General features: G+C 36.4%; 10 protein-coding genes. 3 read left to right on the top strand and 7 right to left on the bottom strand.

The genetic code is table 11. From position 1 onward, the window contains the following. Positions 1–165: 165 nt before the first annotated feature. Complete coding sequence (locus tag FJ213_06410) at positions 166–2,115, bottom strand: PAS domain S-box protein (protein MBM4175792.1); 1,950 nt, start codon at positions 2,113–2,115, stop codon at positions 166–168. 106 nt (positions 2,116–2,221) lie between these two features. Here FJ213_06410 and FJ213_06405 point away from each other — a divergent pair, with 106 nt between their 5' ends. Then, positions 2,222–3,301, top strand: a complete 1,080-nt coding sequence (locus FJ213_06405; GenBank protein MBM4175791.1) for a branched-chain amino acid aminotransferase — start codon at positions 2,222–2,224, stop codon at positions 3,299–3,301. A gap of 6 nt (positions 3,302–3,307) precedes the next feature. Beyond that, entirely contained in the window at positions 3,308–3,988 is a 681-nt protein-coding gene (rsmI, locus tag FJ213_06400) for a 16S rRNA (cytidine(1402)-2'-O)-methyltransferase (GenBank protein MBM4175790.1), read from the top strand. Positions 3,989–4,019: 31 nt separating this feature from the next. Here rsmI and FJ213_06395 read toward each other — a convergent pair whose 3' ends face one another. From FJ213_06395 to rlmD, 6 genes are all read right to left on the bottom strand, one after another. Further along, positions 4,020–4,394: a response regulator gene (locus FJ213_06395; GenBank protein ID MBM4175789.1), complete on the bottom strand. Its 375-nt coding sequence runs from the start codon at positions 4,392–4,394 to the stop codon at positions 4,020–4,022. Further along, a complete protein-coding gene (locus tag FJ213_06390; protein MBM4175788.1) occupies positions 4,391–5,905 on the bottom strand; it encodes a hypothetical protein in 1,515 nt (504 codons plus the stop codon). The genes FJ213_06395 and FJ213_06390 overlap by 4 nt, the downstream gene beginning before the upstream one ends. Beyond that, complete coding sequence (locus FJ213_06385; GenBank protein ID MBM4175787.1) at positions 5,906–7,831, bottom strand: glycosyltransferase; 1,926 nt, start codon at positions 7,829–7,831, stop codon at positions 5,906–5,908. Continuing rightward, on the bottom strand, positions 7,749–8,588 hold the full coding sequence (locus tag FJ213_06380; GenBank protein MBM4175786.1) for a hypothetical protein: 840 nt from the start codon (positions 8,586–8,588) through the stop codon (positions 7,749–7,751). Before FJ213_06380 ends, FJ213_06385 begins: the two co-directional genes overlap by 83 nt. Further along, positions 8,575–10,677, bottom strand: coding sequence for a cellulose biosynthesis cyclic di-GMP-binding regulatory protein BcsB (locus FJ213_06375; protein MBM4175785.1), 2,103 nt, complete (start codon positions 10,675–10,677; stop codon positions 8,575–8,577). The genes FJ213_06380 and FJ213_06375 overlap by 14 nt, the downstream gene beginning before the upstream one ends. A 67-nt stretch (positions 10,678–10,744) precedes the next feature. Beyond that, positions 10,745–12,154, bottom strand: a complete 1,410-nt coding sequence (gene rlmD, locus FJ213_06370) for a 23S rRNA (uracil(1939)-C(5))-methyltransferase RlmD (GenBank protein ID MBM4175784.1) — start codon at positions 12,152–12,154, stop codon at positions 10,745–10,747. Between the two features lie 687 nt (positions 12,155–12,841). Here rlmD and FJ213_06365 point away from each other — a divergent pair. Further along, a complete protein-coding gene (locus FJ213_06365) occupies positions 12,842–18,643 on the top strand; it encodes a T9SS type A sorting domain-containing protein (GenBank protein MBM4175783.1) in 5,802 nt (1,933 codons plus the stop codon). Positions 18,644–18,834 lie beyond the last annotated feature (191 nt).

Raw genomic sequence — 18,834 nt, 5'->3', positions numbered from 1 at the left:
CGTGAAGGAATTCGTTACGCAATTGAAGAGATGACGGAATTAAAGCTCGGTGCATTTAAGTTGTAATGCTAATTTTTGCTAAATTGAGGCTGATATACAAAGATTATAAGTAACCTCGCAGTTAGAGATGTTTGAATATTAATAAAACTTTCATAGCTTTAATTACTATTTCGAAAAAGCAGTAATCAACGCATTCAATAAATCTGCACGCCGGACAGGTTTGGGAATAAAAACTAAACCCATTTCCTCAATTTCTTCCTTCAATCCGCTTAAAATATCTGCGGAGGTTGTTACAATCTTTAAGTCTTTTAATCTTTCTCTTTTTTTAATTTCCTTAATTACATCCATTCCTGCGATATCAGGCAAACGAAGGTCTAAAACTATTCCATCAAAATCCTCAGTAATTAACTTGTTTAGAGCAAGCTTACCAGAGAATACTGTCTCAACGTCACATTCACTGAGCATAAGTTTGAATAGTTTGTGATTGTATTCCTGATCGTCAATTACTAAAACTTTCTTTCCTTTGATAATAGATAAATCTTTTGGCAATTCAGAAACTTCAGCTTCTTCAATTTGCTCAGCACGCTCCGCTGGGTAAGTAAAAGTCACAGTCGTACCTGCATTTTTTTTGCTTTCAATTTTAATTTCTCCCTTCCATAAAGCACAAATCTCTTTTGAGATAGCGAGACCCAAACCACTGCCGCCATATTTCTGTGAGATTTCCCAGTGAGCCTGTTCGAATGGGGTGAAAAGTCTATCCAGCTCTTCTTGTGTCATTCCAATTCCAGTATCGCTGATCGAAAAATTCAGAGTTTTGTTTCTATATTTCACATCTACCGAGATCAATCCTTCATCAGTGAACTTCACTGCATTATCTAAAACATTTAGCAATACACGCTGCAAGTTATGAGCATCGATACTGAAATAACTATCCGGTTCAATATTTGAATTATAATCTAATGCAACTTTCTTCCCAATCAACTTCACCTCTATCATGGAAAGGACCGATTTCATTAGAGTAACTATATTATATGGTTTCTCTATCAATTTGATTTTGCTTGCTTCAGCTTTCGAAAGATCAAGAATGTCATTTAAAGTTTTTAATAAATGCTCTGCGCTCTTCTGAATGTATATTAGAAATTCTTTCACTTCTGCATCTACTTCCAAACTGATCAGAATATCCACATAACCAAGAATAATATTAATAGGAGACCTGAGTTCATGTGACATGTTTGCCATGAATCTGGATTTTGTTGCCGCTTGCAAATCTTTTTGTTTGACTGTCTCTTCGAGCTTCTTGACGTGATCTCGTAATTCTGAATTATCAAAAAAGAGGAACAATGAACTTGGACGCTTATGGAAAATTATACGCGAAGCATAAACATCGATCCAAAATTTCGTTTTATCGCGATATCGATGTACTTTTAATTGCTTGGGCAGCTGAGTATAGAACTCAACATCAGATGAGATCAAATCATTTACTTCACTTACTAAATCTGGGTCTACTAAATCCCAAATTTTCCTTCCTATGTTTTCTTTACCAGTGAGTTGGAACATCTCCATACCGCGTTTATTCATGAAAATTATCTCTGCAGTTTCCTTATCGAGAATCAACATGCCCATTAACATTCCATCAATAATTTCGGAATGAGCATTCTGAAGTGTGAATAATCTATCTCTGAAATTTTTCTCTTCAGTTATATCACGAACAATTAAAATATAATCGTTTGTTTTTCTTTTCTTTTGCTTGTAAGCCAGCATAGAAACATTTGCATAAATCTCCACACCAGACTTAGTTAAAAGTCTTGTCTCATAGTTAGTCAGATTTTTTTCAGAGATGATTGCTCTGACGATTTCATTTCGTCCTCTTTCATACTCGGAAATCAGAGCACCAATGTGTTTGTCAAGAATTTGTTTTTCTGTAAAACCAAAAATCTTCGATGCGGCTCCTTGCCAAGATTTTATTATTCCGCGTGAATTAATCTGAATAATTGCCTCACTCGAATATTGAATAAAATCAAAACTTGCCTCATTTGGTTTTGATGATTTAACTGATTTGGTTTTTACGTTCTTAATTTCTTTTGACTTTTTTGTTGCTGTTTTAGCTTTTTTCATTTCGTAATCCTTGAGAATTGTAAATAAAATAATAAAAATTGAAGGAAATGTGGAAGATAATTTTTTTATTCGAAGTGAAAATTTCAGTATATTTACAGTGAATTTTATGGAAACAAATATCTCAAACCTTACTGTTAAAAAAACTAATCTTCCTAAAAAATTTCCAAAGGAAAGCGAATTAGGTTTCGGTGTGCATTTTACAGATCATATGTTTGTTTGGGACTATTCCCCCGATACTGGCTGGGTGGAACCGACTATTCAACCTTACTCTTCGGTATTAGTCGAGCCGGGTTGTGTTGTTTTTCATTACTCACAGGCAGTTTTTGATGGTTTGAAAAGTTTTTTAGGAGTAGATGGTAAAATTAGACTCTTCCGAGTAAAAGATTATTTCAATAGGTTTAATCGTTCCTCTGCTGGATTGTGCATCCCTCAATTCGATGCTGACGAAGTAATCGACTACTTAAAAGAATTACTGATAATTGAGAAAGAGTGGCATCCAAGTTCTATAGGGACTTCGATATATATTCGTCCGCTGATTGTGGCCCGTGACAATCTTCTCGGAGTTAAGTCTTCAAAAACATTTTCTATGTTTATTGTACTTAGTCCTGTCGGAGCTTACTATGCAGAAGGATTTAGCCCTGTAAAAATCCTTGTCGAAGAAGAACATTCTCGCACAGCTCCAGGCGGATTAGGCGACCTGAAAACTCCAGCAAATTATGCTGCAAGTTTATTCTCGACTGAGCGGGCAAAATCGAAAGGATTTACACAAGTCCTTTGGCTTGATGCCGTTGAAAAAAAATGGATTGAAGAAGTTGGAACAATGAATATCTTCTTCCGAATTGGAGATGAACTTATCACTCCTCCTCTTGAAGGAACGATATTGCCAGGAATTACCCGCGATTCAATCATTAAAATTGCAAAACGAGAGAAATTCAAAGTAACCGAAAGAAGAATTTCCATAGATGAAGTATACGAAGCTCATGCTAAAGGGACGTTAAAAGAAATCTTTGGCTCTGGGACGGCCGCCGTTGTTTCCCCTGTTGGAAAGTTGAGCTACAGAGGGAAAATGATTACAATAAACAACAATGAAATCGGTGAATGGAGTCAATATCTTTATGACATCATTACTTCGATGCATTATGGAAAATCCGAAGACGTTTACGGCTGGACAAGTATAGTCGAGTAATTGTTCTTGGCTGGTCAACTTTTCATTGTTTCAACGCCAATAGGGAATTGGAACGATTTAACTTATAGGGCTAGACGCACTATTTCCGAAGTAGATTTCCTTGTTTGCGAAGGGTATAAATTCGGTAAAAGAATTTTAAAACAACTCAACCTTGAAAAAGAGCTTCATCTTCTCAATGAACACAACGAAGAGGAAAACTCGTTGTATATCATTCAAGAACTTCTTATTGGTAAATCTTGCGCAATCATTTCCGATGCCGGTACGCCAATATTTGCGGATCCGGGACATCATCTCATTCCACTTGCTATTAAAAATGGTATTTCCATTTCACCAATACCGGGCGTCGATTCGCTAATTCCATCACTAGTTTCATCAGGCTTTGACATAAGCAGATTTTATTACGCCGGATGGCTTTCTCCCAAAAAAGATAAGCGCCTCGATGAGTTAAAAAAATTAACTGGTATAAAAAAAACACTTGCGATAATGGAGACACCCTATCGACTTAAACTGCTTCTCAATGATGTTAAAAAAGTTTTTGGCGAAGAAAAAATTATTTCTCTAGCTTGTGATGTAACAACTGAGAAGGAAATGTTTTATCGCGGCAAAGTTAGCGACGTACTATTGGATATTGAAAGTTTAAATGAAAAGTGCGAGTTCGTTTTGATAATAGATAACACTAATAAGTAATTTCACCCCAACTATAAAAAAGGGAGAATTTTTATTCTCCCTTTAAAGCAGCATTAACTTTTTCAATTAACGATTGGTACGATACTGGTGAAGTAATAAAGTGATTTGCTCCGAGCTGAAACACGAGTTCAACTACTTCTTTGTCATTTAATGCAGATGCAACAATAACTTTAGCAGAAGAATTCTTTGGACTCGTTCGGAGAAATTTTAATACTTCAAATCCACTGACTTCAGGCATCATTAAGTCAAGAATGACTAAATCGTAATGGTTGTCCGATATTTTTGATTTTGCCTCTTTACCATTTGGTGCTGTATCGGCATCCATGCCGGCACGTTTTAAATAATGCAAGTGCATTTTTACGACAAGTGGATTGTCGTCTACGATTAAAATTTTATAATTGCTCATTGTCCCTCATAAGATAAATTTGATTCTGTAACTGATGATCTATAGACTCTCCATTTTGAAGTCTGGTAAACAAGTGTAGTATAATCAAATCCTTGTTCAAATGCATCAGGATACATTGCTGTCAATTGATCAAATCCAGTTGCAGTAATTTCTGGTTTTGGTACTACAATATAATCCGCTCTGAATGCCGGCTGCTGCAGTGATCTCAAATAATCATGTTGGTAAGGTAAAAAGAATTGCTCAGGATTGCTGTAAAAACAGACTATCGGATAACCAACTGCATCATCGATAAGTATTTTGCTTTTTTCTGTTGTATTCTGCTTAAGGAATTTTGCTACATTTAATTCTTCCTCAAATAGATCTTGAACCTGCTCGCCTTGTAATGCTTTTGTGAAATTAACTTCTGTAAAATCTACCGAATTTGATAATGAATAATATCCAAAAAATAATGATACAAACATTAAAACCGATATTAATCCGCCATATGCAGGCTGATAACTCGGAGAGTTAACAAAGTAATAAACTACGATGATCGTAATCGGGATCAATACTGCAAACCAACTGACTGACAATGATGAGATTCCCAAAAAGATAACAATAATCTGAAGAATTACTGGCGCGATTGCAGCGACAAATAGTGTTACTGTCCGAATAGTCGGAAGAACAAAAAAGTAAGCTGGGAATGCGAGGAATGCCATCTTTAAAACTACCCAAACGGATTTAATTATATCCCCCTTCGCATCAAATAACTCAGGACGAAGTGCCATTTCATTTGAAACCTGTTTGAAATAGGAATATGGACTGAAATAAAAGTAAAACGGTTCACCAGTAAAAATCCAATTAAGATAAATCCATGATCCAAGCACGATGAATGTCGGTAAAACCAGCATCATTGTAAGTGCAAATATTCGAGTAATATTGAAATCTGTAGATTCAGATATCAAGAATGGAGCAAAAGGAATTAAAGCCATTGTTAGAAAAAATGTATCATACCTGATGCCCGCCATTGCACCCAAAGCTACACCAGACAAAACAATGTAATACGGGATTCTTGTTTCATGAAATCTGAAAAATGAATAAACAAAGATCACAAAAAACACCATGTAAAGCGTCAGGCTCGGTTGAGCAAACATCACATATAGAAAGATTGGATTTAAGAAGAACAAGACAGTAACTACAATCTTAATTGCAGTGTTTCCCGGTATCCATCGTAAATATCTTACACAAAGTGCCACACAGAATGCACCCCAAAATGTCGAAATAACTAATGATGCAATCGGTGAAGAAGAAATCGATAATGGCAGATAAAATAGATATGGAAGAGGAGGATATATTAATCCCATATTTTCTAATCTGGGTGGATTTCCACGCATAGCAAGCTGCGCTTTTTCCATCAGGAAAATGCCTTCTTGTGCGTAGAAGCTATAGCTAGTGTAGAAGAAAACACCGATAATGAAAAATGCTATCCAGAAAAAGAAAAAAACAAGTATGTCACGTAATTTGATTCCCATTTACGAACTCTTTATTTCTGGTTTGGAATAAGTTGTTAATCCGTGTGTTGTTTTTTCCCAATAGAATGGCTTTACAATTAATTGCCACAATGCTTTATACGAAGCTAATGAATGGAGAATCCAATAAACAGGATTCAGCAAAGCGAACGTTACAAGGTTGTATTGCCTTCTGCGAAATACTGCAAGCATGTTCATATAAACAACCATCGCGTTACCAATTAGCAGGTTAAATAGTGATATGTACAAAACCCACGCAGGGAAAACATCAGAAATCCACGCAGGCTTGAAGACGAGCCAAACTACAAACAGAATCCACAATGGCAAATTTATCAAGAATGTCGCCGGAGTACCTCCGATAAACATGAAGAAAGCGAAAATACCTCGGACACCGATCCTTTGGAAAAGTAAAAGAGGATTTCTCAAATGCACAAGAAATGTTTGCATATATCCTTTTACCCAACGGGAACGTTGACGAATCCAGCTTGCTGTATGCTTGTTTGCTTCTTCATAAGTTGTGGAATTTATAGTACCAATTTTATATCCCTTTGCATATGCTCTAATACCTAAATCAGCATCTTCGGTAACATTGAAAGGATCCCAAGCATTAAGCTCTATCAACTTGTCTTTAATAAAATGGTTGCTTGTACCCCCCAATGGAATTGGTACATTAAGTCTATCCATACCAGGAAGCATGTAATCAAACCAGTATGAATACTCGAGTGTAAACATTCTTGTTAAGAAGTTTTCGTTTGCATTAAAATAATTAAGCTGAGCTTGGATACAGATTACATCTTCGGGGAATTTTCTGAATCCTATTATTGCTTTCTTAAGCTGGTCAGGTTCTGGAATATCTTCGGCATCGTAAATTGTAACAATGTCACCGCGACAAAATACCAAGCCATAATTACAGGCTTTTGGTTTTGTCTTCGGCTGCATGTTTGGTACAATTATACACTCGAAATGCGATGGGATGTTTAGATTACGAATCTTATCGATCGTTGGAAAATCTTCTTCCTCAAGAAGGATTTTTATGTCTAATTTATCTTTCGGGTAATCGAGTTTATTTAGTCCAGCTATTAATGTTTCGATTACTTCTGGTTCTTTGTAAACCGGCAGAAGAATACTATATGGTGGAAGGTCTTTATTTTCCAATTCCTTCACTTCTGCTTGAGTTACACTTTCGTACATTTCAAATCTTGCACCAGCAAGGGTGAGAATAAACTTAAAACCAATTGAGAATAAGTATAGTAAATTCACCAATGCCATCAGAATTATTGTCGTTGTCCTCGGTTCGACCGCAAGACCGATAACCAACAAAGTTCCAAGCAATGCAAGACCAAGAGTTTGTGGTAGAGTAAATGTTTCAATAGCCGAACTTCGCTCGTCTTCCGTGAATAAGCTATATACTGCGCTGCTTGCTAATTCCTGTCCAAAAGCTTTATTTAAAACCCATTGAATGTCGACGTCCGTAGCGTAATAAATTTTCAATGGCATTTTTATTTTATCATAAATTGTGTTAATCACTTCCTCATCAAGCGGATTGACCATGGCAATTAAGAGCGAATTCGCATCTCTCCTGACTGGTACAACGAGTTTATCATTGAGGTAAGTTTGATCAAAATTTGCAAGAAGCTCGTAATCGATGTCCTGCTTGAGGAGATCAATTTTATGAACAGGAATTTCCCACCGAATTATCGTTTCATAATCCGTGCGAGATATATGTCCATAAAATAGAAGAACTTTTGGAAAATATAGATTTTCACTTTTTCCATGTTCTTCAATAGCTTCTATCTGAGCTTTTGAAAATACTCTATGTTTTAGCAGAGCACTTTGTAAAGCTTGACTATGACTGGTACCAGATTCCGAGCTTAAAAGCTCTTCCGGCACCGACTTCTCGTCCAAAGGCGTCCACGCTGAATCCGACATATCCTGATAAATGTTTGTTGAACTTATAAATTAATGCTGGTTCTACTTTAAGAAGCGAAAAATCTAAATTTCTTTCGAAAATTTGACTGAATCTTAATGTAGAATCAACTTTGTCATGATTTCCAAGACCAAGAATCAGGTTACTTGCTAATAGTATCGACACTCTGGGTGAAATATTTAACCCGATTGTAAGTCCTCCGCGAAGCTGATCCGACGGAGCTTCGAATCTTTTTCTGATTGCAAAGAATATTTCCCAGAAACCCTGTGTACCTGTAAATCCGAATGGGGAGCCAACTAGCGCCCCAACTTGAAGATCTACTTGGCTGTTACCAAGTGGTGGATCGCCAGGATTGCTATACAATGGAAAGGAAACAAGAAACTGCAAAGCTGCACTAGGGGCATCTCTTGTGAGTTGAAATTGGAGACCAACTTCTTGATCACCAAATCCACCGTTTGTTATCAATCCAATACTATCACGATAACTTAGTCCATAGAAGAAAAAATTGGAAAGGAACATAATATTATCTTCCAATCCGAATTCATAGTATAGATTGGTTTCATATTTAGTGAATATTCCACCAAGCGGCAGAAAGAATCTGTCCCCATTTCTATTGAAGATAGTTTCTGATGAATAAAAAGTTTGCACACCGGAGAGGAAATATTTGCCGGCTTTTTGCTGCCAGACACTCGCACTGCCATTTGAAGAAAGCAGTACAATAAATGCCAATATTGAAATTACACTTTTATGAGCGCGCAATTCTAACTCCTCTTTGACTTCTGAAGTAAAGTAAAATTGATATTGCTATGATCAGTATCCATCCAATCAATAAATAAACATATTTATATTTATCCCAAGATATTTTAACAACAGGCACGTTTTCTTTTGTTGTATAAAGTATTTTGTCAATCGCTTCTGTAGTCTTAAAGAATAATGGATAATCTGTTCCACTCAAAATAGCGACGTTTCCATCAACATTACTTATTCTTTGACTAAAGTGATCGGCAAGTTGAACTAAATAATTCTTTCCTTGATCGCCATAGCTCGATAATAAAAGAACTTCATTATTGGTGAGTGTACGTGTTAACTGCATGACTGCAATAGGCATTTCATCGGAATATTCGAACATAACTTGCTTTGTAGAACTGCTGATAATTTTAAACCGTTGATTCATATCGAGCGGCAGATATTCGAATGATTCTTTATTATACCTTACATCTGAAGAGACTACAATATAATTGTTACTCGAATTCTCCATAGTATTAAACATCTCAGCAAAACTCATCGATGGGGGATAATATTGAGTTTGTCTAGATAGTGTTTGAATCGATCGAATTACAGAAGCAGCGGCTTCGATATGCTGTGGAAGTGGATTCGATTGAAACACCATGTAAGTATTTAGTAAAAACGAATTCGGGAATTTGCTGAAATTATTTACTTTTTCAACGACTCCAGTTGTAATATCAAAGTAAGAATATGAATAGATTTCACCTACGAATTGAGTCAGATCGTCTCTGCACTCACCTTCATCTGGAAAGTAATTGAACTCTAGATCGCATGTGTTTACTTTTTTAAATAGATATTTCGGCAACGAAACATACAAACCGTTAAAAGTTCCGCTTGCATCGAGACGTTTGCTTTCAACTAGCACATCATTCAAATAGACATTTAAGAATCCATTTGGAAAAGTTTCTTTGACCGGAGTGTATTTTGAGTACAGATAAAAATCAACATTATCAATTGATTTTGCTAAATCTAATTCGGAAAAATACATTGTAATTCTTAGACTACCAATTCCTTTGGTTTGCAATTTTTCATAACCCAATTCATCAAGAGTCAGTTTATATTTGTTATCTTTAAAGGATTTAATCTTGAAGGGTTCAATATAGCGAATGACCGCAAAATTACTCAATAACTTTGCATAATGTTTTGGATTCACTAATGTTCCTCCGGCCTTCTGAACTGCGGTTGGAGTTTCCCCTGAAACATATAGGACTTTTGTACCGCCGAAAGTTTTTGTGAGGAGTATACCGTCATCGGGAGTGAGATCCTGCTTGAAATATTCCTTTATCCCATCCCGGTTCGTTGCAAGTGGAATAGGTAGACTCATTAAATTATCAATTTTCCCTACACAAATTACATGCGAATATGTCCCTATCTTATTAATATTGAATTCTTCAAAGGAATCATAATCGATAGTTGAGGTTTTGACGTCTTCCAGCATCCGTGTGTTTACCCAAGTAGCAGCACCCGCAACTTGAGGATCGAGGTTTTTTGGAATTAAAATTAAGTTTTTTTCCATCCGGCTCGAGAAGAAATCGGCGATTAGATTTTTCGAAACATCCGTTGGAAATGATAAAGTCAATCTTGAATCTTGCCTTATCACCAACCAAAGAGCTTGCGTTGCTAAATCCCTGCACCTGTCGTCAGTAATATTCAGATATCCGCCAACTTCAATTTTTAGAAGAGGCTTTTCGGATTCCAATATATCAGCTTGTTTAACTCCTGCCAATGAAATCCTAACAATGGGACTCGTAACAGCGGTTCTATAAAAAGACGTATACACTGGAACATCATTGATAGATACTTTTATATTAGAATATTCTGATAAAATGCTCGAGAAAGAGTAGTGCAGTTCAAAATAACTGTTTGAGAAATCTATCCCAGAACGTGGAATTGGAAAAAAGAAAGTGTGTGCTGGTGTTATTCCATAAAGAACAATGTCTTTTTGAAATCCTATATCCTTAAGAGTATAGGTTCTGAGTTCTTGCGCCATTGAAGCGCTCGGTGCAAGTACGACTAATGTAACCTGCAATATGACCAAAGATAGTAGGAGTTTCTTCTTCATCTACTTTAGCTCCCTTATATAACTAGCGCATATTTAAGTAGATAATTATTAAAAGTCAAGTATTTTTTTAAAGAATTTCCAGAACTATAAGATTTTCAATATGATACGTATGGGGGAAAAAATCGATCGGTTGGACCAAACCAACCTTGTATTGATCTGAAAGACGAGCAACATCTCTGGCCTGTGTAGATGGATTGCAACTTACATAATAAATTCTTCGTGGTTTAATTTGACAAAGCTGTATTAAAGTTTTTTCTGATACTCCAGCACGAGGTGGATCAAGTATCACTGTAACATCATTTTGATCACGATTAAATCTTTCTAAACTAAATCCATGTTCTAAGTTGGTGACAAAAAATTCACAATTTGTAATATTATTTATTTCTGCATTCTTTTTTGCTGCTCGAATTGAAGAATCTGAAATTTCAATTCCATAAATAAACTCAAACAAATCGGCTAAAACTATACCAATCACTCCAACTCCGCAGAATAAATCTATTAGTGCTTGCTTTTTACCTTTGAGTTCAGTTTTATCGTTCCTAATTATTTGCTTCACAATCGAAAAAAGTTTTTCTGCTTGATGTGTATTTGTTTGAAAAAATGTGTTTGCAAATATCTCAAATTGTTTATTTAATAATACCTCTTGGATATAACCTTTTCCAAATATCACATGTTCTTCATGACTTAGAGCGCTGCTCAAATGCGGCATGCTGATACTATTCACGAAAGTAGTAACTTGTGGAAAGTTTTGATTCAATATATTTCCTAGTTCATGCATTAAATCTTTATCATATTGAGTTGTGATAAGATTAATCATTTTATCGGGAGTATTGTAACTTTCTCGGATCGCAAGTGCTTTTAATAATCCATTTCTGTTCTTCAACGAATGAACCGAAATTTTATTGTTGAAGAAAAATTTGCCGATAATATTTCGTACATCATTCGAAAACTCAGACTGCAAGTAACATTTATTTAGGTGTAAAACCTTGTCGAACACATTGGGGATATGGAGTCCGAGTGCAAATGATTTCTCTTCGGGCGAGTACTCAATTCCCGTTTCTAACCATCGTTTATTAGAAAACGAATACTCCATTTTGTTTCTGTAGTGATAAATTCGATCTGAACCTATTGTGTTTTCAACTTCAATATTTTTCAGTTTGCCGATCCTGGACAATGCATCTTTAACAATTTCCTTTTTATTTTCAAGCTGTACTTCATAGTTCATATACTGAATTTTACACCCGCCGCATAATCCAAAATGTTGACATTGAGGATTGATCCTGCTAGGCGAATGTAAAATTATCTCTTTCGCTTCCGCTTCGCAGAAATCTCTTTTAATCTTTTTTATCTGGACTCTGACACGCTCGCCAGGTATACAATTTTCTATAAAAACTTTTTTCCCTTCATATTCAGAAAGGCATACTCCTTGATGAACCATTTTTCCAGCTATCAATTCGATTATATCATTTTTCTTCATCTCAACCAGTATATATAGACGTAATTTTTTCCTTCGGAGGTAATATTTTCATGTAATTTTTACTCTCACAAAATAATTTATTTATTTTTTTTAAATAATTAAACGTTTATTGTTTGGCACGCGACTTGAGTCGTTATTATCACCTATCAATTATGAAAATACTCTCCTGACCTCCTACTAATCCCAGAGCTTTCCCTCTGGGATTTTTTTTGCACCAAATTGAAATCTCAAATCAAGAATTAATCTCATTTCAAAACAATTCATATCACAAAAACCTTAAAAAGGTCGAAAAAACGCTCCCAAATATTCGGCATAACTCTTGGGTAACAAAACTTTGACTATGAAAAATAGGAAATAACTAGATGATGAGTCTCACAAAAAGACACAAATAAAAAATCTGAATCTGCGGAGACTAGATAGGAGGTAAATATTTCAGATAAGATCGACTATCAAACGTGAATAAATAATGACTTCAATGATCATGAAATTAATATGCTCAAAATCAATAAGTGAATTGAAAACAATAAAAGATGGAGATGAAAACTCATTGAGAGGAAAATCGATGCAAAATGATCTATTAAACACATAGTGCGAGAAACATAATTGAATGAAAAATTTTTGAGTCTTTAACAAAGACATATGGAATTTCTAAATCACTAATGACTAAATAATAATTAGGGGGACTCCATGAGATCCTATTCTACATTGTTAGGTTCTTTTCTACAAAAGACCTATTTGCTCTTTGCCATAATATTAATGGCAATTATATCCCTTTATAATCCTGCGTCCGCTCAATCGGGAAGCTGTGACTTGAATAACTTCGTCACATATACCCAAGGAGGATGGGGAAATAAAGGAGGAAAGTTATGTGACGGTGTCACGAAAATAACTGTTAAGCAGCTTCCAACTGGACAAGAAGTCTCCAAAGGAAATGGAACTGATAAGCTCGGTTCTAATACAACCTTTACCTATTCTAATGGAAAATCAGTTGTCATACATACTTCTTGTTCACAGCCAATCTATGTTGGGATGGAAGTCAATAAAGATGGTTTTACATATAAGATTACAGAATTAAAAACCATTCCTTCTTCTTCAACAAATCCCGGCAATATTCGCGACCTTCATTTTCCATCTGTGTTTCCCAGTGGATTAGTCGTTGGACAGTCCAGTGGCTTTACATTAAAACTCTCCGAAGCAAAAGATGTGAAAGATTTCCTGCCAGCCGGAGGAACACCAAAAGCACTTGATAAAAATTATGTTGATTCAAAATCGACAAAGGCCGGTGTTTTTGCTGGACAAGCGGTTGCTCTAAAAATGAATATCGCTTTCAGTGATGCAGGAAAAATTGGTACAGGTAGTGTAAAACTTGGTTCGTTAATTGTTTGCGCTGGTCCCCTTGCAGGGAAAACTGTTTATGAAGTAATGGACATTGTTAATAAGTCATTAAGCGGCGGAACAACTCCATACTCTTATTCTCAATTGAATGATGCAGCGACCGCCATCAACGAAAACTTTGACGAAGGAAAAGTCAATAAAGGATTTTTGAAATGTCCAACTACACCTGTTCTTGGTTCAATTTCAGGTTCAGTATTTTTCGATGTGAATTCCAATGGTTCATTCGACAGTTTTGAATTTGGATTAAAACACGTAACCGTTAAGTTGTATGAGGGCTCAGTTCAGAAAGCTGTTACACTGACTGATGAATTTGGATTTTATAAATTCTCCAATTTGCCAGCAGGTGGATATAAAATTCAAGCAATTGATCCACCATTATTAGTTTTAACTACTACACACAATCCGATTAATTTGACACTCGGTTCAGGTGAAAATAAAACTAATAACAACTTTGGCTACAAATGTGGTCCAAGTCTCGCTAAGATTTCTGGATATGCCTACGTTGATGCAAACAAAAATGGCATTAAAGAATTAGGTGAAGCCCCATTAAAGGACGTTGTAATAAAACTCTATGATGAACATGGACAAATTGAAACTTCAATGCTAACAGATGATGCTGGATTTTATGAATTCCGAGATTTAATTCCAGGTATCTACACTGTTGAAGAAATTGATCCAGACATGTATAGAAGTGTAACTTCGAACTGGATTAATTTGATGATTTCTGCAGGTGAAAGTTCACAGAATAACAATTTTGGCGATATCCTTTCTGCCGACATTTGCGGAATCGTTTTCGATGATCTGAACAGCAATGGTGTAAAAGATCCATCTGAACTCGGAATTAAAGACGTTTTAGTTGAATTATTCATTAAAGCAACTGGAGAATTTGTTGCTTCGACTACTACTGGAGTTAATGGTGAATACTGCTTTGGATATTTAATTCCAAATGTCTATAAAGTTAAAGAAACTGATCCAGCCGGTTATGTAAGCACTTCACCAAACGAAATAACCGTTACAGCTAATCAGGGCGATAAAAAATACAATAATAATTTTGGCGATAAGCTTGCTACTCCTCATAAAGGTTCGATCAGTGGTCTAATTTGGAACGATCTGAATAAAAATGGAGTCCAAGATCACGGCGAGCCTGGAATGAAAGATGTAACTGTTAAACTCTATGATTGTCATGATAATTGGATTGCAGAGAAAAAATCTGCTTCTGATGGAAAATATAATTTCGGTGATCTGAGCTCCGGATCTTATACAATTTTAGCTCAGCTTCCATCAGGATTTTCATTTAGTCCGAAAGACAATGGTCACGACGATAGTAAAGATTCCGATGTTGATCCTATCACCTGGAAAACCGATTGTATAAACCTTGCTGCCGGACAAAATAAGGCAGATGTTGATGCCGGAATGTACCTATCAGCAACCTGTTCAATCGGTGATAGAGTATGGAATGACAAGAATAAAAACGGTATTCAAGATGCTGGCGAGCCAGGTATGGCAAATGTGAAAGTTAAGCTAATAACCTGCAGCTCTTCAGTTTATATAGATACGAAGTTAACCGACCATGATGGTAAGTATTTATTTACCGGTGTTACTGCTGGAAACTATACACTTATTTTTGAAGACCTTCCGGCAGGATGGAAATTCAGTCCAAAAGATGCTGGACACAATGACTTATTAGATTCAGATGTTGATCCTTCAACAGGAAAAATTTACTGTATCAATATCGATCCATCTTGGTGCGACAGTAACTCGACTAAGTGGGATGCCGGTATATATCAAGATGCTCCTCCGCCAACATGTTCAATCGGCGACAGAGTATGGGAAGACAAAAATAAAAATGGCGTCCAAGATTCTGGTGAACCAGGCGTAAAAGATATTACTGTTAAATTAACTGCCTGCAGCAGCAGTACCGCAATTAAAACTACCAAAACAAACGAACACGGTAATTATTTATTTGCCGATGTGATTGCTGGTCAATATCAAATCCAATTTGAATTACCTACCGGATATGAATTTAGCCCGGCAAATAAAACAAACGATTTATTCGATTCTGATGTTGAATACTCGAATGGAAAAACAACGTGTTTCACAATTGATCCAAGCTGGTGCGATAGCAATTCCACTAAATGGGATGCTGGAATTTATCTCCATACTCCTCCGCCAACGTGTGCAATAGGCGACCGTGTATGGGAAGATAAAAACAAAAATGGCGTCCAAGATGCTGGAGAACCTGGTGTAAAAGATATTACAGTGAAATTATTCGCTTGCAGCACTTCAAGTCCACTGTTTACTACCAAAACCGATCACGATGGCAAATATTTATTCCCCAGTGTCGTTGAAGGATTCTACACAGTAAAATTTGAAGGACTTCCTGCCGGTTATTCATTCACATCAAAAGATGCAGGTCATAACGACCTTATCGATTCAGACGTTGATCCAGCAACTGGAAAGACGGCTTGTTTCAATATCGATCCATCATGGTGCGACAGCAATTCCACCAAATGGGATGCCGGTATTATCTCATGTCCTCCAGGTGTTAAAGTTGCTGGCAAAGTCTTTAACGATGCCAATGGAAATGGCGTACACGATGCTGGTGAAGTCGGTATTGCAAACGTTGAAATGAAGCTTTGGGGAATTGCTGCAAATCTGATTGCAACAACTTTAACTGATGCACTCGGTAAATTTGAATTCATGAATGTAATTGACGGTCAATATCACGTTCAAGAAATTGATTTACCGGGCTATGTCAGTACGACTCCAAATTCTGAATTCATCACTATTGCAGGTGCGGACAAATATGGTCTGAAATTCGGTGATAAAGTAAAACCGACTCCAGAACCATGTGATCTTACAAAATACTCAACCATGACTCAGAATAGTTGGAAGAGTGTTAAAGGATACAATTTACTCGATTCCAAGTTCACGACATTATTCACTAGTGGATTAATAATTGGCGATCATGGTGCTGGTTATCAAATAAAATTCACTTCTGCAAATGCAGTAAAGAACTTTATGCCGCAGTCCGGTGTGCCCTATGCTCTTGATCAAAGCTATATTAATCCAGTCAACACTCCAGCTGGTGAATTTGCTGGACACATTCTAGCATTGGCCTTAAATCTTGCTTACAATGATGCTGGATTACTCGGTCATACAAGCACTACAAAACTTGGCAATTTAGTTGTTGGAAGCGGTCCATTAAAAGACTTCAAAGTTTATGAAGTACTTAATATCGTTAATAAAGCTCTCGGCGGAACAGTTAGCCCATTTGATATGGCGACACTGAATCACGTTGTTAAGAAGATTAACGAAAACTTTGATAACTGCAACCTCGGCTTCTTGGTCTGCCCGCCTCCTCCAGATCCATGCGGCGGCGGATTCGATGCTGGTGTAGAATCTAACTCTAACTTAGCTGATCTCTTACTTAGAAGATTAACTAAAATTGAATATGGTCAAACTACAAAAATGCTTCGTAATCCAAAGATTGCTTTCACAGCAAGTTATGGTTTGAATGAGTTATTCCCGAACGTTGGACCTCTTGGCTCAACACCAAAAGAAACTACACCGTTCGATATTCTTGGAATTTCAAACGCGACCTCTGCATATGCTGTTGATTACAATCTTAATATGGCAAAAGGTGATGTTCGTGTTGCAAGTATATTTGCAACTACAACCAATCCGCCTTATGTCTATGAACATACAAAATCAATCTGTGATAGATTAATCGATGCGGAACTTCAGCACTTATCACATGTTGAAATCAATGGCAACTATTACTTTGCTTCTGTTCTTTATAAACAAGCTGAAAATCTGTATGACTATACAATAAACTTTAGCGTTTATGAAAAAGGCGGAACGTTTATAGTTGATTCACGCTGGTTAATTGAGGATTATGATGTACCATCCGGCGTAAGCAATGTTTACAACTTCCAAGTTTGGGCAAGTAACTTCAACAGTACTATGTACCTTGTTATGAGTATTATAGATCAATTCGCTTCAAGAGGAATGGTTCAGTACAATAATAGCATTTCCTTACCGCCAACATTGGTCTATGTACAAAAAGGTAAATACAGTCATACTGGAACTATCGAACTAGTTGTCCAAAACAATCAAGTTGTTGCAGATAACATTACAATTAAAACCAAATCACGGTCAATACAGGGAAGCGGCAAAATTGAAAGCTCTCAATCATTCGGTGTACAGCCTGGATTGAATACAATCTATCTGAAGACCGGTGTGATTTCAGATGCAAATCTGTATATCTCATCTTCAAACGGATTCAGAGACGAAGTATTTGTCAGCGGCGGTGCTTATACCTACTTGAATGGTTCGGCTTCAAAAGTTGATGAATTTGTTACCAACACGTTCACAACTGTATCTGCATCTGAATTGCCTAGCGAAGCATTGATTCTCTCTGGCGGTGCAAAAGTAAAAGGTAAACTAAGCGATTGGGTTTCAATGTTCAGATCGCTTACTGCCAATACTGCACCTTATGACTTAAGCGACTACAATGCTCTCAAAGTTACGATGAGAGGATACGGCAAAGTTTGGTTGAGATTAGAACAAGATGGTATAAGTGGGTTCAACTATCATGCAAAACAAATTGTACTCGATGGTTCAGCACTAGATCTTACAATTCCATTCAGCGAACTCAAACAAGTTGGAAGCTCAACTGCTAAATTCGATCCTTCTCTTGTAAGAAAGATCTCCATCTATATGGATAAAGCAGATAACAGCACGCTAACTAACTTCGAATTCGAAATCAAGAACATTGCTTTCTTGAGCAAGAATGGTTCTGATAGAAGTAAAGGCGAATCAGTTCCGACAGAATTTAAGCTTTCGCAGAACTATCCGAATCCGTTCAATCCAAGTACATTGATCGAGTTCTCGGTTGCCAAGAGTGAGTTTGTAACTATTAAAGTTTACAACGTTCTCGGAAAAGAAGTCGCCAACTTAGTCAATGAAACTAAAAAACCTGGAGTACATTCAGTTAGATTCGATGCGAATGGATTAAGTTCTGGAGTTTATCTCTACAAGATTCAAAGTGAGTCTTACACTGCTACTAAAAAGATGATTTTACAGAAGTAATAATCTGTAAATACTCCCTTCCATGCACGGCATCCCGATTAACTCGGGATGCCTTTTTATATTTCTCAAAGTAAGACCCCGTCTCATTTTAATTCATTAAAAGAATTACTTCATTCAAAATTTCTCTAAAAACCTCCCATCTTCTTGGCACCAAAGTTGAACAAATATGTGAAAACCATAGAAAGGATTCT

The sequence above is a fragment of the Ignavibacteria bacterium genome (assembly GCA_016873845.1).
In the GTDB taxonomy this organism is placed as follows: Bacteria; Bacteroidota; Ignavibacteria; order Ch128b; family Ch128b; genus JAHJVF01.
This window is presented reverse-complemented; position numbering and strand designations above follow the sequence as displayed.